Annotated in this window: 18 protein-coding genes and 1 tRNA gene; 12 read left to right on the top strand and 7 right to left on the bottom strand. The window is 68.9% G+C overall.

Annotated elements, in window-relative coordinates; translation table 11 throughout:
- Nucleotides 1-17: 17 nt before the first annotated feature.
- Both ACY34M_RS05100 and ACY34M_RS05095 read right to left on the bottom strand, forming a co-directional pair.
- On the bottom strand, nt 18-152 hold the full coding sequence (locus ACY34M_RS05100; RefSeq protein ID WP_462718713.1) for an SPW_0924 family protein: 135 nt from the start codon (nt 150-152) through the stop codon (nt 18-20).
- 170 nt (nt 153-322) lie between these two features.
- Nucleotides 323-2,059: a lytic transglycosylase domain-containing protein gene (locus ACY34M_RS05095; protein ID WP_462718712.1), complete on the bottom strand. Its 1,737-nt coding sequence runs from the start codon at nt 2,057-2,059 to the stop codon at nt 323-325.
- 180 nt (nt 2,060-2,239) lie between these two features.
- Here ACY34M_RS05095 and ACY34M_RS05090 point away from each other — a divergent pair, with 180 nt between their 5' ends.
- On the top strand, nt 2,240-3,112 hold the full coding sequence (locus ACY34M_RS05090) for a DUF4184 family protein (protein WP_462718711.1): 873 nt from the start codon (nt 2,240-2,242) through the stop codon (nt 3,110-3,112).
- On the opposite strand, the gene polA is transcribed toward ACY34M_RS05090, so the two are convergent.
- Nucleotides 3,109-5,778, bottom strand: a complete 2,670-nt coding sequence (polA, locus tag ACY34M_RS05085) for a DNA polymerase I (protein ID WP_462718924.1) — start codon at nt 5,776-5,778, stop codon at nt 3,109-3,111. The two genes, ACY34M_RS05090 and polA, sit on opposite strands and share 4 nt — an antisense overlap.
- Before the next feature lie 246 nt (nt 5,779-6,024).
- Between polA and ACY34M_RS05080 the strand changes: the two genes are divergently transcribed.
- Complete coding sequence (locus tag ACY34M_RS05080) at nt 6,025-8,304, top strand: FdhF/YdeP family oxidoreductase (protein WP_462718710.1); 2,280 nt, start codon at nt 6,025-6,027, stop codon at nt 8,302-8,304.
- A gap of 94 nt (nt 8,305-8,398) precedes the next feature.
- Nucleotides 8,399-8,869: a PaaI family thioesterase gene (locus ACY34M_RS05075; protein WP_462718709.1), complete on the top strand. Its 471-nt coding sequence runs from the start codon at nt 8,399-8,401 to the stop codon at nt 8,867-8,869.
- A gap of 15 nt (nt 8,870-8,884) precedes the next feature.
- Here ACY34M_RS05075 and ACY34M_RS05070 read toward each other — a convergent pair whose 3' ends face one another.
- The gene (locus ACY34M_RS05070; protein WP_462718708.1) at nt 8,885-10,813 is read right to left on the bottom strand and encodes a Xaa-Pro dipeptidyl-peptidase; all 1,929 of its coding nucleotides are present in this window, start codon (nt 10,811-10,813) and stop codon (nt 8,885-8,887) included.
- A gap of 157 nt (nt 10,814-10,970) precedes the next feature.
- Here ACY34M_RS05070 and ACY34M_RS05065 point away from each other — a divergent pair, with 157 nt between their 5' ends.
- From ACY34M_RS05065 to ACY34M_RS05040, 6 genes are all read left to right on the top strand, one after another.
- Nucleotides 10,971-11,582 carry a hypothetical protein gene (locus ACY34M_RS05065; RefSeq protein WP_462718707.1) on the top strand — a complete coding sequence of 204 codons (612 nt, stop codon included), beginning with the start codon at nt 10,971-10,973 and terminating at the stop codon, nt 11,580-11,582.
- Between the two features lie 345 nt (nt 11,583-11,927).
- Nucleotides 11,928-13,166 (top strand): branched-chain amino acid ABC transporter substrate-binding protein, encoded by a 1,239-nt coding sequence (locus ACY34M_RS05060; protein WP_462718706.1) that lies wholly within the window; start codon nt 11,928-11,930, stop codon nt 13,164-13,166.
- Nucleotides 13,167-13,282: 116 nt separating this feature from the next.
- Nucleotides 13,283-14,212 (top strand): branched-chain amino acid ABC transporter permease, encoded by a 930-nt coding sequence (locus tag ACY34M_RS05055; RefSeq protein WP_462718705.1) that lies wholly within the window; start codon nt 13,283-13,285, stop codon nt 14,210-14,212.
- A 5-nt stretch (nt 14,213-14,217) separates the two neighbouring features.
- Nucleotides 14,218-16,002 (top strand): branched-chain amino acid ABC transporter permease, encoded by a 1,785-nt coding sequence (locus tag ACY34M_RS05050; protein ID WP_462718704.1) that lies wholly within the window; start codon nt 14,218-14,220, stop codon nt 16,000-16,002.
- Between the two features lie 5 nt (nt 16,003-16,007).
- A complete protein-coding gene (locus tag ACY34M_RS05045) occupies nt 16,008-16,856 on the top strand; it encodes an ABC transporter ATP-binding protein (protein ID WP_462718703.1) in 849 nt (282 codons plus the stop codon).
- Nucleotides 16,853-17,569: an ABC transporter ATP-binding protein gene (locus ACY34M_RS05040; protein WP_462718702.1), complete on the top strand. Its 717-nt coding sequence runs from the start codon at nt 16,853-16,855 to the stop codon at nt 17,567-17,569. The genes ACY34M_RS05045 and ACY34M_RS05040 overlap by 4 nt, the downstream gene beginning before the upstream one ends.
- A gap of 72 nt (nt 17,570-17,641) precedes the next feature.
- On the opposite strand, the gene ACY34M_RS05035 is transcribed toward ACY34M_RS05040, so the two are convergent.
- A complete protein-coding gene (locus tag ACY34M_RS05035; protein WP_462718701.1) occupies nt 17,642-18,298 on the bottom strand; it encodes an ANTAR domain-containing response regulator in 657 nt (218 codons plus the stop codon).
- 98 nt (nt 18,299-18,396) lie between these two features.
- On the opposite strand from ACY34M_RS05035, the gene ACY34M_RS05030 reads away from it, so the two are divergent.
- Together ACY34M_RS05030 and ACY34M_RS05025 are read left to right on the top strand one after the other, a co-directional pair.
- Nucleotides 18,397-18,479: transfer RNA gene (locus ACY34M_RS05030), tRNA-Leu, on the top strand.
- 83 nt (nt 18,480-18,562) lie between these two features.
- Nucleotides 18,563-19,351, top strand: a complete 789-nt coding sequence (locus ACY34M_RS05025; RefSeq protein ID WP_462718700.1) for an RNA polymerase sigma factor sigma-70 region 4 domain-containing protein — start codon at nt 18,563-18,565, stop codon at nt 19,349-19,351.
- 1 nt (nt 19,352) lies between these two features.
- Here the strand turns inward: ACY34M_RS05025 and pyk are convergent, their stop codons facing one another.
- Together pyk and ACY34M_RS05015 are read right to left on the bottom strand one after the other, a co-directional pair.
- Complete coding sequence (pyk, locus tag ACY34M_RS05020) at nt 19,353-20,789, bottom strand: pyruvate kinase (RefSeq protein WP_462718699.1); 1,437 nt, start codon at nt 20,787-20,789, stop codon at nt 19,353-19,355.
- A gap of 156 nt (nt 20,790-20,945) precedes the next feature.
- Nucleotides 20,946-21,644 carry an SIMPL domain-containing protein gene (locus ACY34M_RS05015; protein WP_462718698.1) on the bottom strand — a complete coding sequence of 233 codons (699 nt, stop codon included), beginning with the start codon at nt 21,642-21,644 and terminating at the stop codon, nt 20,946-20,948.
- A gap of 113 nt (nt 21,645-21,757) precedes the next feature.
- Between ACY34M_RS05015 and ACY34M_RS05010 the strand changes: the two genes are divergently transcribed.
- A complete protein-coding gene (locus tag ACY34M_RS05010) occupies nt 21,758-23,563 on the top strand; it encodes a bifunctional metallophosphatase/5'-nucleotidase (RefSeq protein WP_462718697.1) in 1,806 nt (601 codons plus the stop codon).
- Nucleotides 23,564-23,566: the final 3 nt, after the last annotated feature.

Here is a 23,566-nt window from a genome sequence, read left to right as displayed (position 1 = left end):
CCTCAGCTACGGGCGTGTCACGGGTGTTTGGGGACCGAGTGCAGCAGCGGTTTCGGGGACGTCTCACCCGGCGGGGCGCCGACGGCGCTCATGGTGAGGACGAGGGCGAGTGCCGCGGCCAGTCCGATGGCGGCGGCGATGAGGGCACGCATGTCCGACCTCCCTACAGCCCTACGACAGACGGAATCTGATGAGGCGTCAGGCCTCTGGGTCGGTGCACCGTAGCAACGCGGAGCGGGAATGAGAACACGTTGTGCGGGACGTAGTTGAGCCCCCGACCGCGTACCGGTCGGGGGCTCAACTGTGCGTCGTGCGGAGCGTGTTACGAGGCGGACGCCGCGGTCACCTTCAGCTCCGTCGTGAACGTCGCGCCGCCCGTCGTGGTGACGCGCAGCACGAACGTGCCGGTCTTGTCGCCCGCGTACAGCTTCGGCAGCGTGAGGCGCCCGGCGACGTCGGTCTTGAGGTCCGCGAACGTGCGGACCGTCCTGCCCTCGGCATCCTTGAAGTAGGGGCCCTCGGTCGCGGCGGTCGCGTCGTCCTCGGACGTGACGAGGGTGGCGGTCGCGGCGACCCCGACGGCGGCGGTGTCCTTGTAGGTCGCCTTCAGTTCGACGGCCTTGTCGAAGGTGCCGCCCGCCTCGCAGCTCAGCGCGTCGTCGCCGACGCGGACCAGCTTGTCGGCGCGTGCGGTGACCTTCGCCGTGAAGCTGTGGCCGACCGTGCTGTGGCCGACGACGGTGGCGCGGACCGTGAACTGCCCAGTCTTCCTGCCCGCCTCGATCGCCGGGGCGGTGGCCTTGCCGGAGCTGCTCGTGGTGACGGTGGCGCTGGTGGCACCGCCGGAGAACCTGGCGTCGGTGACACCGATGATCGCGAAGCGGATCTTCACGGAGCCGACGCCGGAGCCCGCCGCGTTCGTGGCCTTCACCTTGACCCGCTCGCCGAAGGAGTCGTCCTGAAGGGCGCCGAGGCTGCCGGTGCCCGCGTCGGCGAGCTTGGTGACGGACTGGGCGGGAGGGGGCGTCGGGCTCGTCGTGGGCGGCGGGGTGGTCTCGCCGGGGTCCTTCGAGCCGCCCGTACTGCCGCCCGTGTTGCCGCCGGGAGAGGTCGAACCGCCGTTGCCGGAGGGGGGCTTGGGCGGGTTCTTCGACGGGGCCTTCGTGCCCGGCGAGCCCGACCCGGAGGGACGCTCGGACGGCGTCGTCGACGGGCTCGCGCCGCTTCCGCCACCGCTGCTGGGGTGCCGGGGCCGGATGCCGGTGCCGTCGGGGATCGCGTGCGAGTGCTTGCGGAAGTAGTCCAGCCAGGCCAGAACGTGGGCGAGGTACTCCGTGGAGTTGTTGTAGCTGAGGATCGCCTTGTTCAGGTGCGTGGCGTTGGACAGGTCGCGGTCGGCGCGGCACAGGTAGTGGCCCGCGGCGAGGGCGGCGTCGTAGACGTTGTTCGGGTCCTTCTTGCCGTCGCCGTTGCCGTCCCGGCCCGCCCACTCCCAGGTGGAGGGGATGAACTGCATGGGGCCCACGGCCCGGTCGTGCACGGTGTCGCCGTCGTAGGCGCCGCCGTCGGTGTCGGTTATCTTCGCGAAGCCGTTGCCGTCGAGAGGCGGGCCGGTGATCCCGCTGAGCGTGTTGCCGTCCTTGTCGACGTTGCCCCCGTCCGCCTGCCCGGACTCGACCTGGCCGATCGCGGCGAGCAGCTGCCAGTCCAGGTTGCAGCCCGGCTTGCTGCCGCCTATCTCGGCCGCGGCCTTCTTGTACGCGTCGAGGACGGTCGCGGGTATGCCGGAGTAGTCGCCGCCGACCTTCCCGCCCGTGCCCGGCGAGGCCGTCGGGTCGTCGGTGGGGCTGTCCAGCGGGGGCAGCGTGGTGTCGTAGTCCGGACCCGTCGCCGCGTCCGGCGGGTTGTCGTCGGAACGATCCGCCGCGGACCTGCCGCTGTCCGCGTTCGGAGGGCTCACGCCCGGAGCCTGGGACGCGGAAAGGGCCGCCACCGCCGCGGCGGCGACCGCGGCCGTCATGACACCCCTGCGCAGTCGCCTGCCGAATACCGCCGCCATGCCTCGAACCCTCCCCTTGCCGCCTGTACCGATCCGCGACGCTCCCCAGCGCGCGGATCCCGCCGACCCTACGACAACTTCCGCCGCACAGACACCCGTTCGTGCCCGTTATTGACCAAATAGCCAGGTGGCGGTGGCGTACGATTCCTCGCTCGCGCGTAGCGGACAACAGGGGGACACATGCCGTTCACCATCAGCCACGCCGCTGCCGTGCTCCCGTTCCTGCGGCGGGACGGTGCGGGGCGCGGGCCGTTCGTGCCCGCGTTGCTCGTCGCCGGGTCGTTCGCGCCCGATCTCACGTACTACGCGGCGGGGGCGCTGCCGGGGGCGATGGGCTTCGGCTCGTTCACGCACTCGTTCGTCGGCGTGTTCACCGTGGACGTGGGGCTCGCGCTCGCGCTGGTGGCCCTGTGGCGGCTGATCCGGGACCCGGTGCTCGGTCTGGTGCCGGGGCGGGGGCGGGGCCGGGTCGGGGCGGTGGTGCGGCCGCGTACGGGGTGGTGGCCGCTGTGGTGGTACGTGTCGGCGGCGCTCGGCGCCACGACGCACGTGGTGTGGGACGCCTTCACGCATCCCGGCCGCTGGGGCGTGCGTCTCTTCCCCGTCCTCGGCGAGACGTTCGCGGGCTCCCCGCTCTACTGGTATGTCCAGTACGCCGGTTCGGCCGTCGCGCTCGTCGTCCTCTCCGCGTTCGTGTGGTGGACGGTGCGGGGCGCGGTCCCCGTCGACACCGGTCCCGCGCCGTCCACCGGGGAGCGGTGGCTGGCGTGGGGCCTGATCGCGGGCTGCGCCTGCGCCGCCGGGACGCTGCGGGTGACGCGCTGGCTGTCGTACGTCGCCGGGGCGGGCCTCGCCTGGCAGCCGTGGGAAATCGTCCCGGCCCTGTGCTTCGGCGCGGGCGCGGGGATCGTCCTCGGGGTGGTGCTGTACGCAGTGGTGAGCCATTTCAAGCCCAGCCGGCGCTTGAGGCGCGGGGCCCGGGGCGGAGCCCCGTGTCGTGAGCCGGGTGCGGGCCGCGACAACGCGACCCGCACCCGGCAGACCAACCCCTAGTGGGCTGCGGACTCCCAGTCCGTGCCGAGGCCCACCGAGACGTCCAGCGGAGCGCGGAGCGTGACCGCCGAGGCCATCTCGCGGCGGACCAGCTCCTCCACGGTGGCGGCCTCGCCGGGGGCGATCTCCAGGACGATTTCGTCGTGGACCTGGAGCAGCATCCGGGACGTGAGCTTCGCCTCCGTGAGCGCCTTGTCGACGTTCAGCATCGCGATCTTCACGATGTCGGCGGCGGTGCCCTGGATCGGTGCGTTGAGCGCCATCCGCTCGGCCATCTCGCGGCGCTGGCGGTTGTCCGAGTTCAGGTCCGGGAGGTAGCGGCGCCGCCCCAGCATCGTCTCGGTGTACCCGGTGGCGCGCGCCTCGTCGACGACCCGGCGCAGGTAGTCGCGGACGCCGCCGAACCGCTCGAAGTACGTGTCCATCAGGCCGCGGGCCTCGCCCGGGTCGATGTTCAGCTGCCCGGCGAGGCCGAACGCGGAGAGCCCGTAGGCGAGTCCGTACGACATCGCCTTGATCTTGCGGCGCATCTCCGGGTCGACCGCGGACTCGGGGACGCCGAACACCTGGGAGGCGACGGTGGTGTGCAGGTCCTCGCCGGAGGTGATCGCCTCGATGAGGCCCTCGTCCTCCGAGAGGTGGGCCATGACGCGCAGCTCGATCTGGCTGTAGTCCGCCGTCATCAGCGTCTCGAAGCCCTCGCCGACGACGAAGCCGCGGCGGATCGCGCGGCCCTCGTCGGTGCGGACCGGGATGTTCTGCAGGTTCGGGTCCGTGGACGACAGGCGGCCGGTCGCCGCCACCGTCTGGTTGAACGTGGTGTGGATGCGGCCGTCCGCGGCGATCGTCTTGATCAGGCCCTCGACGGTGACGCGGAGCTTGGCCTGCTCACGGTGGCGCAGCATGATCACGGGGAGTTCGTGGTCGGTCTGCGTGGCCAGCCAGGCGAGCGCGTCGGCGTCCGTCGTGTAACCGGTCTTGGTCTTCTTCGTCTTCGGGAGGTCGAGCTTGTTGAAGAAGACTTCCTGGAGCTGCTTCGGGGAGCCGAGGTTGAACTCCTCGTCGACGGAGGCGTGCGCCTCCTTCACCGCCTGCTGCACGGCGCCCGCGAACATCTGCTCCATGGACTCCAGGTGGGCGCGGTCGGCGGCGATGCCGTGCCGCTCCAGGCGGGCGAGGAGCGTCGACGTGGGCAGCTCGATGTCGGCGAGCAGATCGGCCGCGCCGACCTCCTTCAGCCGCTCGCCGAACGCCTCGCCGAGGTCGAGGATCGCGCGGGCCTGCACCATGAGCGCGTCGGCCTCGGCCTGGTCGTCCTCGTCGGTACCGAACGCGAGCTGGCCGTCGGCCGCCCCGGCAGGCGCCAGCTCACGGCCCAGGTACTCCAGGGACAGCGCGTCGAGCGCGAAGGAGCGGCGGCCCGGCTTGACCAGGTAGGCGGCGAGCGCCGTGTCCATGGTGACGCCGTCCACGGTCCAGCCGTGCTCGGCGAAGACCCGCATGACGCTCTTGGCGTTGTGCAGCACCTTGGGCTTCTTCGCGTCGGCGAGCCACGCGGCGAGGGCCTTCTCGTCGGCCTCGTCCAGCGTCGACGGGTCGAACCAGGCGGCCTCTCCCCCGGCGGCGGCCAGCGCGATCTCGGTGACCGAGCCCGTACCGAGCGACCAGGTGTCGACGGTCGCCATGCCGAGGACCGCCTTGCCGTGCTCGGCGAGCCACGGCGCGACCTCGCCCGTCGCGAGGACCTTTCCGTCCAGCTCGACGCCCGGCTCGGCCGGGGTCTCCTCGGCCTCGGCGGCACCGGGGTCGACGGCGAACAGGCGCTCGCGCAGCGACGGGTTCCGGATCTCCAGCGTGTCCAGGATCATCGCGATCGCCGTACGGTCGTACGCCTCGCGCTCCAGGTCGGTGACGGTCTTCGGCAGCTCGACGTCACGCACCATCTCGGTCAGCCGCCGGTTCAGCTTCACGGCCTCGATGTGGTCCCGGAAGTTCTGCCCCGCCTTGCCCTTGACCTCCTCGGCGCGCTCGACCAACTCGGCGAACGAACCGAACTGGTTGATCCACTTCGCGGCCGTCTTCTCGCCGACACCGGGGATGCCCGGCAGGTTGTCCGACGGGTCGCCGCGCAGCGCCGCGAAGTCCGGGTACTGGGCCGGGGTGAGCCCGTACTTCTCCTCGACCTTCTCCGGCGTGTACCGGGTCAGCTCGGAGACGCCCTTGGTGGGGTACAGCACCGTCACGTTCTCCGAGACGAGCTGGAACGAGTCGCGGTCGCCGGTGACGATGAGGACCTCGAAGCCCGCGGCCTCGGCCTGCGTGGCGAGCGTGGCGATCACGTCGTCGGCCTCGAAGCCGTCGACCGCGAAGCGCGGCGTGTGCATCGCGTCGAGCAGCTCGCCGATCAGCTCGACCTGCCCCTTGAACTCGTCCGGGGTCTTCGACCGGTTCGCCTTGTACTCGGTGAACTCCTCGGAGCGCCACGTCTTGCGGGACACGTCGAACGCGACCGCGAAGTGCGTGGGCTCCTCGTCGCGCAGCGTGTTCGCCAGCATCGACGCGAAGCCGTAGATCGCGTTCGTCGGCTGGCCCGTCGCCGTCGTGAAGTTCTCCGCGGGCAGCGCGAAGAATGCCCGGTACGCCAGCGAGTGCCCGTCCATGAGCATCAGGCGGGGGCGCCCGCCGGAGCTGCCGTCTGCTGCCTTCGCCACCGGATCCACCGTCTTCTGCGTCGTCTTTGGCGTATTCGCTGCTGCTTTCTCTGCCACGCCCACGATCCTGCCACGCCCCACTGACAGCGCGGCCCACCCAGGACCGGCACGGGTGTTGTCACACCCACGTGCGAAGATCGGAGACGTAGCTCACAGCGCTGCGCCGCAGCATCGCAGGACCGCTCACAGGGGAGCCGAAGCATGGCAAGCAAGCCGCCCGCATCCGATCCGGTACAGGACGCGCCGCAGGTCGCGGCGCCGCAGCACCATGCCGCCGGGCTCCCCGCCGTGAAGCACTCGCTGAAGATGGCCCGCGAGCAGATGGGCGTGCGGCGCACGGCGCTGACGCTGCTGCGCGTCAACCAGAAGGACGGCTTCGACTGCCCCGGCTGCGCCTGGCCGGAGCCGGAGCACCGGCACGCGGCGGAGTTCTGTGAGAACGGAGCGAAGGCGGTCGCCGAGGAGGCCACCCTGCGCCGGGTGACGCCGGAGTTCTTCGCCGCGCACCCGGTCACGGACCTCGCGACGCGCTCCGGGTACTGGCTGGGCCAGCAGGGCCGGCTCACCCACCCCATGTTCCTGGCCGAGGGGGCGACGCACTACGAGCCGGTGACCTGGGAGCGGGCCTTCGACCTGATCGCCGAGGACCTGGAGGCGCTCGCCTCTCCCGACGAGGCCGTCTTCTACACGTCGGGGCGCACCAGCAACGAGGCGGCGTTCCTCTACCAGTTGTTCGCCCGCGAGTTCGGTACGAACAATCTGCCCGACTGCTCGAACATGTGCCACGAGTCGTCCGGCTCCGCGCTGACCGAGACGATCGGCATCGGCAAGGGCAGCGTCCTGCTCGAAGACCTCTACAAGGCGGACCTGATCATCGTCGCCGGGCAGAACCCGGGCACGAACCATCCGCGCATGCTGTCCGCCCTGGAGAAGGCGAAGGCGGGCGGCGCGAAGATCATCTCGGTGAATCCGCTGCCGGAGGCGGGGCTGGAGAAGTTCAAGAACCCACAGACCCCGAAGGGCCTCACCAAGGGCGCGGCGCTCAACGACCTGTTCCTGCAGATCCGCCTCGGCGGCGACCAGGCCCTCTTCCGCCTCCTCAACAAGCTGATCCTCGACGCGGAGGGCGCCACCGACGACGCCTTCATCGCCGAGCACACCCACGGCTACGAGGAGTTCGCCGCGGCCGCCCGCGCCGCCGACTGGGACGAGACGCTCGCGGCGACCGGCCTGTCCCGCGCCGACATCGAGCGCACCCTGGAGATGGTCCTCGCCTCCAGGCGCACCGTCGTGTGCTGGGCCATGGGCCTCACCCAGCACAAGCACTCCGTGCCGACGATCCGCGAGGTGGTCAACTTCCTGCTGCTGCGCGGCAACATCGGACGGCCCGGCGCCGGCGTGTGCCCCGTGCGCGGCCACTCGAACGTGCAGGGCGACCGCACCATGGGCATCTTCGAGCGCCCCGCCCCCGCGTTCCTCGACGCCCTGGAGAAGGAGTTCGGCTTCGCCCCGCCGCGCGAGCACGGCTTCGACGTGGTGCGCGCCATCCGCGCCCTGCGCGACGGGCAGGCGAAGGTCTTCTTCGCCATGGGCGGCAATTTCGTCTCGGCGTCCCCCGACACGGAGGTCACCGAGTCGGCCATGCGCCGCGCCCGCCTCACCGTGCACGTCTCCACGAAGCTGAACCGCTCGCACACCGTCACCGGCGCCCGCGCGCTGATCCTGCCCACCCTCGGCCGCACCGAGCGCGACCTCCAGGGCAGCGGCGAGCAGTTCGTGACCGTCGAGGACTCGATGGGCATGGTGCACGCCTCGCGCGGCCGCCTGGACCCGGCGAGCCGGCACCTGCTGTCCGAGCCGGCCATCGTGGCCCGCCTCGCCCGCCGTGTCCTCGGCGCCCGGTCCACCACTGGCTGGGAGGAGTTCGAGAAGGACTACGCGACGATCCGGGACCGCATCGGGAACGTGATCCCCGGCTTCGAGGACTTCAACCGGAAGGTCGCCGACCCGAGCGGTTTCGCGCTCCCGCATGCCCCGCGCGACGAGCGCCGCTTCCCCACGACGACCGGAAAGGCCAACTTCACGGCCGCGCCGGTCGAGTACCCGCGCGTGCCCGAGGGCCGCCTGCTCCTGCAGACGCTGCGCTCGCACGACCAGTACAACACCACGATCTACGGCCTGGACGACCGCTACCGCGGGATCAGGAACGGCCGCCGCGTCGTGCTCGTCAACGCGGACGACGCCAAGGACCTGGACCTCGCCGACGGCTCGTACGTGGACCTGGTGAGCGAGTGGGAGGACGGCGTGGAGCGGCGGGCGCCCGGCTTCCGTGTCGTGCACTACCCGACGGCCCGCGGCTGCGCGGCCGCCTACTACCCGGAGACCAACGTGCTGGTGCCGCTGGACGCCACCGCGGACACCAGCAACACACCCGCCAGCAAGTCCGTCGTGGTCCGCCTGGAACAATCCAGGACCGACTGAGCGTTTGCTCAGTCACCTTCAGTCACCTTTCAGTCACCCTTCAGTCCACCAACCGGTCGACTCGGGCAAGCCACGAGGAACGGAGCAGGGCCCCATGGGCGAGCAGAACCAGACGCAGTTCCCGCAAGAGGTCATCGACGAGTACGCCGCGCTCGGCATCGACCTCGTCGCCCTGTTCTCCGCCGGACACCTCGGCAGGCGCATGGGCATCGACGTGAAGGAGGCCTCGGCCGAGCGCGTCGTCGGCACCATGCCCGTCGAGGGCAACACGCAGCCCTACGGGCTGCTGCACGGCGGCGCCTCCGCCGTGCTCGCCGAGACCCTCGGCTCCGTCGGCGCGATGCTGCACGGCGGCAGCGGCAAGATCGCCGTCGGCGTCGACCTGAACTGCACGCACCACCGCGGCGCCCGCTCCGGTCTCGTCACCGGCGTCGCCACGCCGCTGCACCGCGGCCGCTCCACGGCGACGTACGAGATCGTGATCACCGACGAGCAGGACAGGCGGGTCTGCTCGGCCCGCCTGACCTGCATGCTCAAGGAAGTACCGGACGCGCCCACGGCGTAGCGGACGCCCCGGCGCCTATCCCTTGCCGGTGGGCGCCACCGGCAGCGTCAGTGAGCTGTCCCCGGCGCGCACCGTCATTTTCGTGCCCGCCGGGTAGCGCAGCGTGTAGTCGTAGTCGGTGGAGATCAGGACGACGCCGAGCCGGTGCCCGGCCTTGAAGACGTAGTCCTCGGGTTGCATGTCCCACGTCAGCCGGTACTCGCGGCCCTCGACGACCTTGGACTGACGCGCGTACGACGTCCGGTTGCGGGCGTCCAGCCAGCCCCGCGTGACGATCTTGTAGTCGGCGGTCTCGGTGCGGTGCTTCGTGCGGTACGCGCAGCCCGTCTCCCCGGCGAGGCCCGGCACTCCCTCGCCGTAGCAGACCTGCTGCGAGGTGTCGGTGACCGTGCCCGACGTGGCGCGGGTGTCCCGCCCGTAGTCGACGAGCAGCGCCGTCACGTACGGCGACGTACCCGCCAGTGAGGCGCGCACATCGACCTTCGGCACGCCGTTCAGCCGGACGTCCTTGTCGAGCGTCCCCGTCGTGTACGCGAGCCGGTTGGGGTTCGCCTCGTCCGGCGACGTCACCAGCTTCTCCGCGGCGACCGTGCGGCCCGCGTCGGTCAGCGACTGCACCCGCTTGGGCCCGGCCGCGCTCCCCAGCGTGCCGTCGGCCCGCATCCGCAGCGTCGTCGATCGGGTGCCCGGCGCCGGCCAGTCCCGCTGCTGCTTCCAGCTGAAGTCGGCCTGCTCGACGTCGACTTGAGGCTCCTTCGTGACGCCGTTGCCGATGCCGTACAGATAGTGGTCGAACCAGCGGTGGACCTGGCTCAGCCACTCCTCCATGCGCAGCGGCATCGGGTTCGAGTGTCCTGCCTGGTGCAGCCACAGCTTGCGCGGGACGTGGTTCTTCTTGAGCGCCTCCCACAACTGGCCCGCGTTCTTCGTCTTCACGTTCCAGTCGTTGAGGCCGTGCACGACGAACGTCGCCGCCTTGATCCGCCCGGCGTCCTTCAGGTAGTCGCGCTCCTGCCAGTACGGCGACCAGTCCCCCGTCACCCGGTCCTGGTCACGCTCCAGCGCGTCGAGCACCGGCTTGCAGATCTCCCGGTCGGCCCGCGAGTACACGTACCTGGCGAGCACGTCGGTGTCCTCGCCCTGGAAGGTGCCGGGCGCGACCACACCGCCGTTCGCCCGGTAGTAGTCGTACCAGGACGAGATCCCGGAGATCGGCACGATCGCCTTCAGGCCCTCGACTCCCGTACTGGCGACGGCGGTCGGCAGGGTGCCGTTGTAGGAGATGCCCATCATGGCGGCGTCACCGGTCGACCAGCCCGCACGGACCGGACGCCCCTCGGCGTCCCAGCCCTTGGCCCGGCCGTTGAGCCAGTCGATCGCGGCCTTGGCACCCAGCGTCTCGTTGCGACCGCCCGAGGTGGGACAGCCGGTGGAGCCGCCGGTACCGAGACTGTCGACCTCGGCCACGGCATAGCCGCGCGGCAGGAAGTAGTTGTCGTAGTAGCCGCCGTACGCCACGGCCGGACCCGTCAACCCGGCCTGCCCCGGCTCCTGTTGGAACTTCTTGCCCGCCTCCGGAAGGCCGTCCTCGTCGAGGTCGACGACATGGTTGGGGACATCGTTGCCACCCGCCCAGTACGGGCTCGCCTCGACGATCGTCGCGACCTTCAGACCCGCCGACTCCGTCTCCTTCGGCCGCAGGATCCGCATACGGACCGTGTCGCGCTTCCCGTCGCCGTCGCTGTCGACCTCCGTCTGGACGTCGACCTTCTGCAGCACGGCGTCCGCGCGCGAGAAGACGGGCTGCGTCGCACGATCCGTGATCTTCAACTCCGCCTGCGCGGGCGAGGGTTGGACGGCGTACGCGGACGGGGCGGCCACCGCCGCCACCAGCGCACACACCAGGGTCAGGCCGTAACGTCTCTTACCGGTGGATCTCGCCATCGTGCCTCCAAGGGCGCGTTCAGGGAGTTCACTCGCGGGACGGGAGGTGACGCGAGACATTCCATCGCGCCGCGCCCCGCCCGGCCAGAGGGCATCCCCAACTCGACCGGACCGCACCCCCATTGGCGGATCCGCACCCTCCGCCCTACCGTCGAGCATGACCGGCACCGGGCCCGTCGAGCCGTACGAACCGGCCGACCCGCACCCCACCGCACCCCACCCGGCCGACGTCGTCGAGGCCGACTCCCCCCGGACGTCCGAGCGTTGGGCCGCGCTGCCCCCGCACACACGCAAGCTGCTCCTCGCCGTCCTCCTCGCCGCAGTCACCGTCGTGGGCACCCTCCTCTTCCCGCACCCCGAACAGCCCGCCCCTGAGCCGCCCGACCCGTGGCCGACCCGGGTCACCCACCTCAGCTACGAAGGGGCACGCGGCGGGGGCTTTCGGTTCCTGGCACAGGTCGACCACGGAGGGCCCGTGACGATCAGTCACCTCCAGGCCGGAGACCCCAGGTTGACCGTCACCACCAGCCCACGGCCACCCATCGACGCGACCCCCGGCTCCCCGCGCACCCTCACCGTACGGATCGACGCGCACGACTGCTCCACCCTGCCCCGCGCCCTCGACATGTCCTATCTGGATCTCACGCTCACCAACCGGCGCGCCACGGAACAGCACAGCTTCATCTTCGTCGACCGCTATCCGCACGACCTGCTCGCACTCCTGCGCTCGCGCTGCGCACACCCCAACGCCGAACTCACACAGCGGTAACACTCGGTTACCTCTGCCGCAACGAAGCAATGAGAACGTCGCACCGCGCGGCCCTGTCCGCGCGCGCGGGGAGCGCGCAACCAAGTCGATCTTGAGAACACCCCCCTCCACTACGGGACTTGAGGTGATCTTGGTAATTCCCACCCAAGCGGAACGCCCCGTCATAACAAGAACGTCACAGCCTCTTCCGCACCCGCGCTCCACGCCGTCACCTGCGCTTATAGTCACGGCCAGTCACCGCGCCGCCGGGCGCTCCACTTGCACGGCCCCTGTACCACTCCGTACGGCCCGGCGAGACACACGGCCCCCTGGACCAAGGGGACCGCGCCAGGGAGAGGAATGATCGTGCGACACCGTTCTTTGCTCATACTCACCGCCGTGCTCACGACCGGAGCACTCACACTCACCGCCTGCGGATCGCGCGACGAAGACAACAAGTCCGAGGGCGGCAAGAACACCACCGTGGTCATCGGCGTCGACGCCCCGCTCAGCGGCGACCTCTCGGCCATCGGCATCGGTATCAAGAACTCCGTCGACCTGGCCACGAAGATCGCCAACAAGAACAAGGAAGTCAACGGCGTCACCTTCAAGACCCAGCCGCTCGACGACGTCGCCAACCCCTCCACCGGCGGCCAGAACGCCACCAAACTCGTCGGCAACGACCAGGTCCTCGGCGTCGTCGGCCCCCTGAACTCCAGCGTCGCCCAGTCGATGCAGAAGACCTTCGCCTCCGCCAACCTCGTCCAGGTCTCGCCGGCGAACACCGCCCCCGAACTCACCCAGGGCGCGAAGTACGCGACGTCGAAGAAGCGGCAGTTCAACACCTACTTCCGCACCGCCACCACCGACGCGCTCCAGGGCCCCTACGCCGCCCAATATGCTTACAACACGCTCAAGCTGAAGACCGTCTACTCCGTCGACGACAAGAAGACCTACGGCGCGGGCCTCGCCCGCACATTCCGGCAGGAATTCACCAAGCTCGGCGGCAAGGTCGTCGCCACCGACCACATCAACCCCGACGACCGCGACTTCGGCGCCATCGCCACGAAGATCAAGAACTCCAAGGCCGACTTCGTCTACTACGGCGGCGAATACCCGGCCGGCGCCCCCCTGTCCAAGCAGATCAAGGACGCCGGAGCCAAGATCCCCGTCGTCGGCGGCGACGCCCTGCAGAGCGCCGACTACGTCAAGCTCGCCGGCGCCGCCTCCGCGGGCGACTTCGCCACCTCCGTCGGCGCTCCGCCCGAGCAGCTGGACACCGCCAAGAAGTTCATCGACGACTACAAGGCGGGCGGCTACAAGGAGCCCTACGAGACCTACGGCGCCCTCTCCTACGACGCCGCCTGGGTCGTCATCCAGGCCGTCAAGCAGGTCATGGCCGACAACGACGGCAAGCTTCCCAGCGACCCCAAGGAAGCCCGTAAGAAGATCACCGAGGCCACCCAGAAGGTCTCCTTCAACGGCGTCACCGGTCAGGTCTCCTTCGACAAGTACGGCGACACCACCAACCGCACCCTGACCGTCTACCAGGTCAAGGGCGGCAAGCACACCCCGGTCAAGACCGGCGAGCTGGAAGCGCAGTAACCCGCAGGGAGCGCCCGGCACCCCGGACACTCCCCCGGTACAGCACCGAGCGCGGGGGGCCCACCAACAGCCCCCCGCGCACCCGTACTTGACACCACACCCACGGAGGCCCAGCGGTGCACGATCTGCCGCAACAGCTGGTCAACGGCCTGATCCTCGGAGCCCTGTACGGCCTCATAGCCGTCGGCTACACCATGGTCTACGGCATCATCCAGCTCATCAACTTCGCCCACGGCGAGATCTACATGATCGGCGGCTTCGGCGCCCTCACCATGTGGCTCTGGCTCCCCGGCGGAACATCCCTCGCCCTCGCCCTGCCCCTCATGCTCCTGATGGGCATCACCTGCTCCGTCCTCATCGCCGTCGGCGCGGAACGTTTCGCCTACCGCCCCCTCAGAAACGCCCCACGCCTCGCACCCCTCATCACCGCCATCGGCCTCTCCATCGCCCTCCAGCAGGCAGTCTGGGCCTTCTACCCCGACGCCAAGGCCGACCGCACCTTCCCCCAGTTCGAAGGCGGCCCGATCGACGTCGGCGCCTTCACCCTCCAACGGGGCGACATCTTCCTCATCATCGCCGCCCCCATCTGCATGGCGGCCCTCGCCTTCTTCGTCGCCAAGACCCGCACGGGCCGCGCCATGCAGGCCACCTCGCAAGACCCCGACACCGCCAAGCTCATGGGCATCAACACCGACCGCATCGTCGTCACCGCCTTCGCCATCGGCGGCGCCTTCGCGGCGGTCGCCGCCATGGCCTTCGGCCTCAAGTACGGCCAAATCGGGTTCAAGATGGGCTTCATCGCCGGCCTCAAAGCCTTCACCGCAGCCGTCCTCGGCGGCATCGGCAACATCTACGGCGCCATGATCGGCGGCCTCGCCCTCGGCCTCGCCGAAGCCCTCGCCACCGCCTACATCCAGGACATCCCCGGCATGGAACTCCTCGGCGGCGGCGCCTGGAAAGACGTCTGGGCCTTCGTCCTCCTCATCCTCGTCCTCCTGCTGCGGCCCCAGGGCCTGCTCGGCGAGCGCGTCGCGGACAGGGCGTGATCACCATGACCACAGAGACCACCAGGACAGCCACCCTCCCGCTGCCCGAACAGGCCGCCCGCTACGGCACCGCCGCCGGCGCCCTCCTCACCCTCGCCAGCACCTTCCTCGCCTGGACGTGGACCGCCGAATTCCCCGGCGACCTCACCGTCACCGGCTACCCCGGCGGACTCCAAGTCCTCACCCTCACCGGCGCACTGCTCACCCTGCTCCTGGCCCTCTCAGGACTCGGCACCCGCGGACTGCGCTGGCTCACCCCCGGCGGCACCACCGCCCCCACCCTCCTCCTCGCCCTCGGCACCCTCGGCACCACCGGCTACACCATGGGCGCCATCTCCGCGAAACTCGGCGGCACCGCCAACCTCGAACCCGGAGGCTGGATCGCCGGGATCGCCGCCCTCGCCACCACCGTGCTCGCCCTGGGCCTCCCCGTCGACACCCCCGACCCCGAGGCCAAGAGCGCCTGGGCCCGCTTCCGCGCCAGCCTCAAGGCCCCGCCCCCGCGCCCCAGCAGCATCACCCTGCCCAACTGGGCCGAAATCCTCCTCATCGCCGTCTCCTTCGGCCTCGCCCTCTACGTCTTCACGTACGGCATCGACACCGAATACGGCGAACTCTTCGTCGGCTACCTCATCCTCGTCGGCTTCGGCGCGGCCGCCCTCTCCAAGGCCGGACTCCTCGCCCGCATCACCGGCCTCACCAACAAACACCGCAACATCAGCCTCACCGCCGCCTTCGTAGCCGCAGCGGCCTTCCCCTTCACCCAGACCAACGACACCTACACCAACGTCGCCGCCAACATCCTGGTCTTCGCCACCGTCGCCCTCGGCCTCAACGTCGTCGTCGGCCTCGCGGGCCTCCTCGACCTCGGCTACGTCGCCTTCCTCGGCGTCGGCGCCTACGCCGCAGCCCTCGTCTCCGGCAGCCCCGACTCCACCATCGGCGTCCACTTCCCCTTCTGGGCCGCCGTACTGACGGGCGCCGCGGCATCACTGGTCTTCGGCGTCGCCATCGGCGCACCCACCCTGCGCCTGAGGGGCGACTACCTCGCCATCGTCACCCTCGGCTTCGGCGAGATCTTCCGCATCACCATGAACAACCTGGACGGGGACTCGGGACCCGACATCACCAACGGCCCCAACGGCATCCCCAACATCCCCGACCTCAAAATCTTCGGCTTCGACCTCGGCGAAACCCACACCGTCCTCGGCGTCGACCTCGGCCGCTTCGCCAACTACTACCTGTTGATGCTCTTCTTCACGATCATCGTCGTGACCGTCTTCCGCCGCGCCGGCGCCAGCCGCATCGGCCGCGCCTGGGTCGCCATCCGCGAAGACGAAACCGCCGCCCGCGCCATGGGCATCAACGCCTTCCGCCTCAAACTCCTCGCCTTCGCACTGGGAGCGGCCCTCGCCGGCATGGCCGGCTCCGTCCAGGCCCACGTCCAGTACTCGGTCACCCCCGACCAGTACAAATTCGTCGAGAACGCCCCGCCGAACTCCGCGTTCCTCCTCGCCGCCGTCATCCTCGGCGGCATGGGAACCGTGAGCGGTCCGCTGATCGGCGCGGCACTGCTGTATCTGATCCCGGCGAAACTCCAGTTCATCGGCGACTACCAACTCCTCCTCTTCGGCGTCGCGTTGATCCTCCTCATGCGCTTCCGCCCCGAGGGCCTCATCGCCGACCGGCGCAAGAAGCTCGAATTCCACGACACCGGCCAACTCGACATCCCCGAACAGACGAGCCTGCCCGGCACCGCCACCACGGCAACGACCAAGGCAGGAGCGTAACCACGATGACCAACACGGCCACAGTGCTCCAGGCAAGCGGCGTCACCATGCGCTTCGGCGGCCTCACCGCCGTACGGGGCGTCGACCTGCACGTCGACCAAGGCGAGATCGTCGGCCTCATCGGCCCCAACGGCGCCGGAAAAACCACCTTCTTCAACTGCCTCACCGGCCTCTACGTCCCCACCGAAGGCAAAGTCTCCTTCCAGGGCGACGTCCTGCCGCCCCAACCCCACCTCGTCACCAAGGCAGGCGTCGCCCGCACCTTCCAGAACATCCGCCTGTTCGCCAACATGACAGTGCTGGAAAACGTCCTGGTCGGCCGCCACACCCGCACAAAGGAAGGCCTGTGGTCGGCCCTCCTGCGAGGACCCGGCTTCCGCAAGGCCGAACGCGGCTCCGAAGAACGCGCCATGGAACTCCTCGACTTCATCGGCCTCGCCCACAAACGCGACCACCTCGCCCGCAACCTCCCCTACGGAGAACAGCGCAAGCTGGAAATCGCGCGAGCGCTGGCGAGCGAACCGGGCCTGCTCCTGCTGGACGAACCCACAGCGGGAATGAACCCCCAGGAAACCCGCGCCACCGAAGAACTCGTCATCGCCATCCGCGACATGGGCATCGCCGTCCTCGTCATCGAGCACGACATGCGCTTCATCTTCAACCTCTGCGACCGCGTCGCCGTCCTCGTCCAGGGCGAAAAGCTGGTGGAGGGCACCAGCGAGGTCGTCCAGGGCGACGAACGCGTCATCGCCGCCTACCTCGGCACCCCCTTCGAAGGCGCCCCCGAGGACACCGCCATCGAAGAAGTCCAGGCCGCCGAGGACCAGGCCACCGCGGAAGGGGACACCAAGTGACCGCCCTGCTCGAGGTCGAAGACCTCAAGGTCGCCTACGGCAAGATCGAAGCCGTCAAAGGAATCTCCTTCAGCGTCGAAGAAGGCCAGGTCGTCACCCTCATCGGCACCAACGGCGCCGGCAAGACGACCACCCTGCGCACCCTCTCAGGACTGCTGAAACCTTCGGGCGGCAAGATCACCTTCGCCGGGCAGCCGCTGGCCTCCGTACCCGCGCACAAGATCGTCGCGATGGGCCTCGCCCACTCCCCCGAAGGCCGCCGCATCTTCCCGCGCCTGACCATCGCGGAAAACCTGCAACTCGGCGCCTTCCTCCGCCGCGACCAGGCTGCCGTCGAAAAGGACATGCAGCGCGCCTACGACCTGTTCCCCATCCTCGGCGAACGCAGAAAGCAGGCCGCGGGAACGCTCTCGGGCGGCGAGCAGCAAATGCTCGCCATGGGACGGGCGTTGATGTCCCAGCCCAAGCTGCTCATGCTCGACGAACCCTCGATGGGCCTCTCCCCGATCATGATGCAGAAGATCATGGCGACGATCTCGGAACTCAAGGCCCAGGGCACGACCATCCTGCTCGTCGAACAGAACGCCCAGGCGGCGCTCTCCCTCGCCGACCAGGGCCACGTCATGGAAGTCGGCTCCATCGTCCTGTCCGGCAGCGGCGACGATCTGATGCACGACGAATCCGTGCGCAAGGCGTACCTCGGCGAGGACTGAGGCCGTACGCGAAGACGACTGAGGCCCGCCCCCACCATTACGGGGAGCGGGCCTCGGCCATGTCCGGGGCAATCAGCCCTTCGACGCCTTCTTCTCCTCGGCGTCCTGAATGACCGCCTCGGCGACCTGCTGCATCGAAAGACGACGGTCCATCGACGTCTTCTGAATCCACCGGAACGCCGCCGGCTCCGTCAGCCCGTACTCCGTCTGCAGAACCGACTTCGCGCGGTCCACCAGCTTCCGCGTCTCGAGACGCTGCGTCAGGTCCGCGACCTCGTCCTCCAGCGTCTTCAGCTCCGTGAAGCGGGACACGGCCATCTCGATCGCCGGAACGACATCGCTCTTGCTGAACGGCTTCACGAGATACGCCATCGCACCGGCGTCCCTCGCCCGCTCCACGAGATCGCGCTGCGAGAACGCGGTCAGCATCAGAACCGGGGCGATGGACTCACCGGCGATCTTCTCCGCCGCGCTGATGCCGTCCATCTTCGGCATCTTCACGTCGAGGATCACCAGGTCGGGCTTGTGCTCACGGGCCAGCTCGACGGCCTGCTCGCCGTCGCCGGCCTCGCCCACGACGGAGTAGCCCTCTTCCTCGAGCATCTCTTTGAGGTCGAGGCGGATGAGGGCCTCGTCCTCGGCGATGACGACGCGGGTCGTCAGCGGCGGGACGTGCGACTTGTCGTCGTCGACTGCGTCTACGGGCTCGGGCGTCTCGGGGGCGGTCACGGGGGCGCTCCTTGTTCGGGCAGGCGGTGTGCTGCTGCCCTAAAGCCTACCTAGCTGCGGCTGTCGTTCATGAACCGGTACACTCAGCGCAGTGCCGAGCCGGGTTGGTGGAACGGTATACACGGAGGTCTCAAACACCTCTGCCTGAGAGGGCTTGCGGGTTCGAATCCCGCACCCGGCACAGACCGGAAAGCGGATGTTCACATTCTCGTGAACATCCGCTTTTTTGCATCGCACCGCCGCATACCCATGCAGGATCAATGCATGACGATGCATTCACTTGAAACCCGTCAGCGCGCCATCGCGCTCCTTCAAGGCGGCGCCAAGAACGCGGACGTCGCGCGCAGCCTCGACGTCCCGGTAGGGACAGTGTCGTACTGGCTCCATATGGACCGAGCGAAACGGGGCGAGTGCCCCGGCTCGCACGACCCGACCTGCCCGCGCTGCGACGGCCGCCCGCTGGACGCGGCCGCGTACTCGTACCTGCTCGGCCAGTACCTGGGCGACGGCCACATCAGCCACTACTCGGGGCACCGCGTCCCCAACCTGATGATCACCTGCGCCGACGCCTGGCCGGGCATCGCCGACGAGACCGCGCAGGCCATGCAAGCGGTGTTCCCCGACAACAGCGTCTGCCGGGTCCGGCGCACGGGGTGTCACAACGTGAAGGTCTACTCGAAGCACCTGGCCTGCCTCTTCCCCCAGCACGGCCCCGGCAAGAAGCACGAGCGCAAGATCACGCTCGAAGCCTGGCAGCAGGAGATCATCGACGCCCACCCGTGGGAGTTCGTCCGGGGGCTCGTCCACTCCGACGGGTGTCGGATCACGAACTGGACGAGTCGGGTCGTCGGTGGTGAGCGCAAGCGCTACGAGTACCCGCGGTACTTCTTCACCAACAAGTCCGACTGCATCCGGCAGCTCTACACCGACACCCTCGACAAGCTCGGCATCACGTGGACGCACTGCACCCGCCACGGCAACCCGTACAACATCTCGGTCGCCCGGAAACAGGACGTGGCCCTGCTCGACGCCCACATCGGCCCCAAGTACTGACCTACTTGGGGCTGTCGTCCTCGCCGATGTGGTGGATGCGGACCAGGTTCGTCGAGCCGGGGACTCCGGGCGGGGAGCCGGCCGTGATGACGACGACGTCGCCCTTCTTGCAGCGGCCGATCTTCAGGAGCTCCTCGTCGACCTGGGCGACCATCGCGTCGGTGGAGTCGACGTGCGGCCCGAGGAACGTCTCGACGCCCCACGTGAGGTTGAGCTGCGAGCGCGTCGCCGCCTCCGGGGTGAAGGCCAGGAGCGGAATCGGCGAGCGGTAGCGGGAGAGGCGGCGGACGGTGTCGCCGGACTGCGTGAAGGCGACGAGGAACTTGGCGCCGAGGAAGTCGCCCATTTCGGCCGCGGCGCGGGCGACGGCGCCGCCCTGGGTGCGCGGCTTGCTGCGTTCGGTCAGCGGCGGGAGGCCCTTGGCGAGGATGTCTTCCTCTGCCGCTTCGACGATGCGGCCCATGACCTTGACCGTGTCGATGGCGTATTTCCCGACGCTGGTTTCACCGGAAAGCATGACGGCGTCGGTACCGTCGATGACGGCATTGGCGACGTCGCTCGCTTCGGCGCGCGTGGGCCGAGAGTTGTCGATCATCGAGTCGAGCATTTGGGTCGCGACGATGACGGGCTTGGCATTGCGCTTGGCGAGTTTGATGGCGCGCTTTTGGACGATCGGGACCTGTTCGAGCGGCATTTCGACGCCGAGGTCGCCGCGGGCGACCATGATGCCGTCGAATGCGGCGACGATGTCCTCGATGTTGTCGACGGCCTGAGGCTTTTCGACCTTGGCGATGACGGGGAGGTGCCGGCCTTCTTCGCGCATGATGCGGTGGACGTCTTCGATGTCGCGTCCGCTGCGGACGAAGGAGAGGGCGATGACGTCGGCGCCGGTGCGCAGGGCCCAGCGGAGGTCGGCCTCGTCCTTGTCGCTGAGTGCGGGGACGGAGACGGCGACTCCGGGGAGGTTGAGACCCTTGTGGTCGGAGACCATGCCGCCTTCGACGACGCGGGTGTGGACGCGGGGTCCGTCGACGCCGATGACTTCGAGGGTGACCTTGCCGTCGTCGACGAGGATGAGTTCGCCGGTGGTGACGTCTTCGGCGAGTCCGTCGTAGGTGGTGCCGCAGGTCTGGCGGTCGCCTTGGACGCCGCTTTCGACGGTGATGGTGAACTCGTCGCCGCGTTCGAGTAGTACGGGTCCTTCGCTGAATCGGCCGAGCCGGATCTTCGGGCCTTGAAGGTCGGCGAGGATTCCGACGCTGCGGCCGGTCTCGTCGGAGGCCTTTCGCACGCGCTGGTAGCGCTCCTCGTGTTCGGCGTAGGTGCCGTGGCTGAGGTTGAAGCGGGCCACGTCCATTCCGGCTTCTACGAGTGCCTTGATCTGCTCGTACGAGTCGGTGGCGGGGCCCAGGGTGCAGACGATCTTTGCTCGGCGCATGGTTTCGAGCCTAGACCTTACCGGCGGGTAGAGAATTGGTCGGTCATGACTACTCAACAACCTTTGCGTGAAGGGCTATTGACAAGGCTTGAATTTGGGCGACACTGCGCTCTGATGAGCGCACGCCGTGGGTGACCGGCGGGTTTCCTGGAGTGTTCAGAGGGTCGGCGGGTGCATCGTAAAGCGGGCGTTGACCTGGGCCCGTACGCGCTGGCGTTGGGGTTCGAGGTCGAGCGCGGGGGCGGGTTCCGTGTCGCCGCCGGCGAAGGCGGCCATGCGGGCGGCGGGGCGTGGCATGGCGCGGTCGGTCATGGTGGGGTCGTCGGCGCCGATGTCGGCGATTTCGATGAGTGCGGCGAGGGTGGTGCCGAGGGCTTCGGCGTATTCGCGGGCGCGTTGGACGGCTTCGCGGACGGCTTGCTGCCGGGCCCGGGCGTGGACGGGCGAGGTGGGGCGCAGGGACCACCAGGGGCCGTCGACGCTGGTGAGGTCGAGGTCGGCGAGGCGGGTGGTGAGTTCGCCGAGTGCGGTGAAGTCGGTGAGGTCGGCGGTGATGTGGACGCGGCCGTGGTAGGTGCGGATGCGTTCGCCGCGGCCGCGTTTGGTGAGTTCGGGGGTGATGGAGAGGGCGCCGGTCGCTGTTTTGTCGATGGCTTCTCCGTAGCCCTTGATGAGGTCGAGTACGTGGGTGTTGCGGCGGGTGAGGTCTTCGAGGGCGGTGCGGCGGTCGGTGCCGCGGGCGGCGACGGTGATGCCGATGCGGGCGATTTCGGGTTCGGCTTCGATGTGGGCTTCGCCGCGGACGGCGATGCGGGGTGCTTCGGGGGTGCCGGTGTGGTGGTGGTCGTTGGTCATGCGCCCACCTTGTCATCATCGAAACGAAACCTTGTGAGGCTGTTGCGAGTTGGGGTTGGTGAGCAAGAATCTACGCGCGTTGCGATGCCGTTCTCGTAGACGAGGAGACCTCGATGTCGTTGGACCGTAGATCCTTTATTGCCACGTCGGCCGCCACTGGCGCGGGGGTCGCGCTGTCCGGTGCGGTGGCCGCGCCCGCCGCCGCGAAGCCGGGCAAGCCCGGCAAGCCGAAGAAGCGGTACGCGTTCACCGTGATGGGCACGACGGACCTGCATGGTCACGTCTTCAACTGGGACTACTTCAAGAACGCGGACTACTCGGACGCGGCGGGCAACGCGCAGGGTCTGGCGCGGATTTCGACGCTGGTGGATCAGGTGCGGGCGGAGCAGGGCCGGGGGAACACGCTGCTCATCGATGCCGGGGACACGATTCAGGGCACTCCGCTGACGTACTACTACGCGAAGGTCGATCCGATCACGGCGGACGGCGGTCCGGTGCATCCGATGGCGCGGGCGATGAACGCGATCGGGTACGACGCGGTGGCGCTGGGCAATCACGAGTTCAACTACGGGATCGAGACGCTGCGGAAGTTCGAGTCGCAGTGCGCGTTCCCGTTGTTGGGCGCGAACGCGGTGGACGCGAAGACGGAGAAGCCGGCGTTTCCTCCGTACGTCATGAAGCGGCTGCGTACTCCGCACGGCAAGGACGTGAAGGTCGCGGTTCTGGGGCTGACGAATCCGGGGATCGCGATCTGGGACAAGGCGTATGTGCAGGGCGTGTTGAAGTTCCCGGGGCTTGAGGAGCAGGCCGCGAAGTGGGTGCCGAAGCTGCGGTCGATGGGCGCGGACGTGGTGATCGTGTCGGCGCATTCGGGGACGTCGGGGCAGTCGTCGTACGGGGATCAGGTGCCGTACGTGGAGAACGCGGCGGCGAACGTGGCGAAGCAGGTGCCGGGGATCGACGCGATTCTGGTGGGTCACGCGCATGTCGAGATCGAGCAGCAGCTGGTGACGAACGAGGAGACGGGCAGGACCGTCGTGCTGTCGGAACCGCTGTGCTATGCCGAGCGGTTGACGCTGTTCGACTTCGACCTCGTCTGGGACAAGGGTCGGTGGACCGTCGAGTCGGTGAAGGCGTCGCTGCGGAACACGAATGCAGTGGCGGACGATCCGGAGATCTCGAAGCTGCTCTGGGAGCAGCACGAGGCGGTGGTGGAGTACGTCAATCAGGTCGTGGGGACGGCGAAGCAGACGCTGACGACGGTGGATGCCCGCTACAAGGACGCGCCGATCATCGATTTGATCAACAAGGTGCAGGCGGATGTGGTGACGAAGGCGCTGGCGTCGACGGAGTACGCGACGCTGCCGGTGCTGTCGCAGGCCTCGCCGTTCTCGCGTACGTCGGAGATTCCGGCGGGCGATGTGACGATCCGTGATCTGTCGAGCTTGTACGTGTACGACAACACGTTGGTGGCGAAGGAGATGACGGGTGCGCAGGTGCGGGCGTACCTGGAGTACTCGGCGGAGTATTTCGTGCGGACGGCGGCGGGTGGCGACGTCGATGTGGACAAGCTGACGAACGCGGGCAACCGGCCGGACTACAACTACGACTACGTGTCGGGGCTGACGTACGACATCGACATCGCTCAGGCGGCGGGTTCGCGGATCAAGAACCTGAGGTTCGAGGGCGCGGAGCTGGACGACGCGGCGCGGTTCGTGTTCGCGGTGAACAACTATCGGGCGAACGGCGGTGGCGCGTTCCCGCATGTGGCGGGGGCGAAGGAGCTGTGGTCGGAGTCGACGGAGATCCGGACGCGGATCGCGGAGTGGGTGACGGCGAAGGGCGTCCTCGACCCGGCCGATTTCGCTTCGGTGGACTGGCGGTTGACGCGGGACGGGACGCCGGTGTTCAGCTCGTGAGCC

The sequence above is a fragment of the Streptomyces sp. EDA2-14 genome, assembly GCF_054963755.1.
Note: the sequence above shows the minus strand (reverse complement) of the source record. Positions and strands in the feature narration are given on the sequence as shown.

What these genes read in the sequence shown, in the direction of transcription:
- ACY34M_RS05090 (WP_462718711.1), top strand. Translation starts at nt 2,240, where the DNA reads ATGCCGTTCACCATCAGCCACGCCGCTGCCGTGCTCCCGTTCCTGCGG.
- pyk (WP_462718699.1), bottom strand. Translation starts at nt 20,789, where the DNA reads ATGCGCCGAGCAAAGATCGTCTGCACCCTGGGCCCCGCCACCGACTCG.
- ACY34M_RS05015 (WP_462718698.1), bottom strand. Translation starts at nt 21,644, where the DNA reads ATGACCAACGACCACCACCACACCGGCACCCCCGAAGCACCCCGCATC.
- ACY34M_RS05050 (WP_462718704.1), top strand. Translation starts at nt 14,218, where the DNA reads ATGACCACAGAGACCACCAGGACAGCCACCCTCCCGCTGCCCGAACAG.
- ACY34M_RS05080 (WP_462718710.1), top strand. Translation starts at nt 6,025, where the DNA reads ATGGCAAGCAAGCCGCCCGCATCCGATCCGGTACAGGACGCGCCGCAG.
- ACY34M_RS05010 (WP_462718697.1), top strand. Translation starts at nt 21,758, where the DNA reads ATGTCGTTGGACCGTAGATCCTTTATTGCCACGTCGGCCGCCACTGGC.
- ACY34M_RS05065 (WP_462718707.1), top strand. Translation starts at nt 10,971, where the DNA reads ATGACCGGCACCGGGCCCGTCGAGCCGTACGAACCGGCCGACCCGCAC.
- ACY34M_RS05100 (WP_462718713.1), bottom strand. Translation starts at nt 152, where the DNA reads ATGCGTGCCCTCATCGCCGCCGCCATCGGACTGGCCGCGGCACTCGCC.
- ACY34M_RS05025 (WP_462718700.1), top strand. Translation starts at nt 18,563, where the DNA reads ATGACGATGCATTCACTTGAAACCCGTCAGCGCGCCATCGCGCTCCTT.
- ACY34M_RS05070 (WP_462718708.1), bottom strand. Translation starts at nt 10,813, where the DNA reads ATGGCGAGATCCACCGGTAAGAGACGTTACGGCCTGACCCTGGTGTGT.
- ACY34M_RS05075 (WP_462718709.1), top strand. Translation starts at nt 8,399, where the DNA reads ATGGGCGAGCAGAACCAGACGCAGTTCCCGCAAGAGGTCATCGACGAG.
- ACY34M_RS05095 (WP_462718712.1), bottom strand. Translation starts at nt 2,059, where the DNA reads ATGGCGGCGGTATTCGGCAGGCGACTGCGCAGGGGTGTCATGACGGCC.
- ACY34M_RS05045 (WP_462718703.1), top strand. Translation starts at nt 16,008, where the DNA reads ATGACCAACACGGCCACAGTGCTCCAGGCAAGCGGCGTCACCATGCGC.
- polA (WP_462718924.1), bottom strand. Translation starts at nt 5,778, where the DNA reads ATGCTCATGGACGGGCACTCGCTGGCGTACCGGGCATTCTTCGCGCTG.